Origin of the sequence: Corallococcus sp. AB049A (assembly GCF_003668885.1) — a bacterium.
GTDB classification, from domain to species: Bacteria; Myxococcota; Myxococcia; order Myxococcales; family Myxococcaceae; genus Corallococcus; species Corallococcus interemptor.
Map to the genome: position 1 here is coordinate 1 of NZ_RAWL01000751.1, position 1,895 is coordinate 1,895.

At 70.3% G+C, this 1,895-nt stretch carries 2 protein-coding genes; one reads left to right on the top strand and one right to left on the bottom strand.

Going from position 1 to position 1,895, the window contains the following annotated elements; genetic code table 11:
* Nucleotides 1-102 precede the first annotated feature (102 nt).
* Complete coding sequence (locus D7X55_RS39025; protein ID WP_121725677.1) at nucleotides 103-504, bottom strand: BlaI/MecI/CopY family transcriptional regulator; 402 nt, start codon at nucleotides 502-504, stop codon at nucleotides 103-105.
* 153 nt (nucleotides 505-657) lie between these two features.
* On the opposite strand from D7X55_RS39025, the gene D7X55_RS39030 reads away from it, so the two are divergent.
* On the top strand, nucleotides 658-1,895 hold a 1,238-nt coding region (locus tag D7X55_RS39030), incomplete at its 3' end, for a ribonuclease J (protein ID WP_147470407.1).

Here is a 1,895-nt window from a genome sequence, read left to right on the forward strand (position 1 = left end):
GCTCCATCCCCAGCGCCAGCACCGCGCGCAACAGCCCGAAGCCCACCGCCACCAGCACCGCCGCCGTGAGGTACGCGGCCAGCACGTCCCGGACCGTGGCGCTCATCCCCGGCCCCCCTTGCGGCCCAGCAGCTTGCGGATCTGCTCCACCTCGTCCGCGGACAGCGGCACCGCCTCCACCAGCCGCGCCACCAGAGACGAAGGCGTCCCGTCGAACACCGTCGCCACCAGGTGGCGCACGCTCTGGGCCTCATAGGCCTCGCGCGTCAGCCGCGCCGAGTACAGGTGCCCCCGCCCCTCCTTGCGGCTCTGCATCACGCCCTTCTGCTCCAGGATGCGCAGCACCGTGGATACCGACGTGTAGGCCAACTTGCGCTCCGGAGGCAGCGCCGCCAGCACGTCCGCCACGCTCACCTCCCCCAACCTCCACACGAGCTGCATCAGCTCCAGCTCCACCGGAGTGAGCGGCTTGGACTCCTCGTCGGATGACGTCGGCTTCGTCACGGGCAGGGCCTCCCGGCTTCGAACTAAAACCTTAGTTCGAATACAACTAAGCCTTTAGTTGGATTCCGTCAAGCAGGCGGGCGCGCGCTCGCGGTGGTCCAGGGTGCGGTTTCCCACGCACCGGAGGGGCCGGGCCCTTAGACTTCCGGACACATGCTCCACGTCATCCCTCTGGGCGGCCTTGGCGAAATCGGCCTCAACGCCATGGTGCTCGCCTGTCGTGGGGAGATGCTGCTCATCGACGCCGGCCTGATGTTCCCCTCGTCGGGAATGCCCGGCGTGGACATCATCGTCCCGGACTTCACGCACCTGCAGCGCAACGCGGCCCAGGTGAAGGGCGTGCTCCTCACGCACGGCCACGAAGACCACATCGGCGCGCTCCCCTACCTGCTGGGCGAATTGCCGGTCCCCATCTACGGCACGCGCTTCACGCTCGCGCTCGCGCGCAACCGCCTGGAGGAGCTGGGCGTGAAGGCGGACCTGCGCGAAATCGAGCCGCGCACGCCCTTCCCCGTGGGCAGCGTCTTCACCGTGGAGGCCACGCGCGTGACGCACACCGTGCCGGACGCGGTGGGCTTCATCGTGCGCTCGCCCGAAGGCACCGTCATCCACACCGGGGACTTCAAGCTGGACCCCGACCCCATCGACGGGCTCAAGACGGACCTGGAGCGCTGGGGCGAGGCGGGCGACGAAGGCGTGCTGTGCCTCCTGTCGGACTCCACCAACTCCGAGCATGTGGATGAGACGGGCAGCGAGCGCGTGGTGCAGACCACCTTCGAGCGCCTCTTCCACGAGACGAAGGGCCGCATCGTGGTGGCCCAGTTCTCCTCCAACCTCCACCGCATCCGGCACCTGCTGGCGCTGTGCGAGCGCACCGGCCGGCTCGTCGCGCTCCAGGGCCGCAGCATGGTGCGCAACGTGGAGCTGGCGCGGGAGATGGGCTACCTGGACGTGCCCGACTCGCTCTTCGTGCACCTGGATAACGTGCCCAAGCTCGCGCCCCACCGCGTGGCGGTGCTCACCACCGGCGCGCAGGGCGAGCCTCGCGCGGGCCTCACCCAGCTGGCGAATGGGGACGGGCCCGTGCGCCTGGAGCCCGGCGACACCGTCATCGTCAGCGCCCGCCCCATCCCCGGCAACGAGCGCTCCGTGGGCGCGCTGCTCGACCAGCTCCACTGGCGCGGCGCCCGCATCGTGTACGCGCAGGTGGAGCCCGGCGTGCACGTCTCCGGACACGCCAGCCGCCCCCAGCAGCGCCGGGTGCTGGAGCTGATCCGCCCCAGGAACTTCATCCCCGTGCATGGGGAAGTCCGGCACCTGCACCGACACCTGACCACCGCCCGCGAGGCCGGCATGACGGCGGAGGGCCTGCTGCTGGCCCACGACGGGGA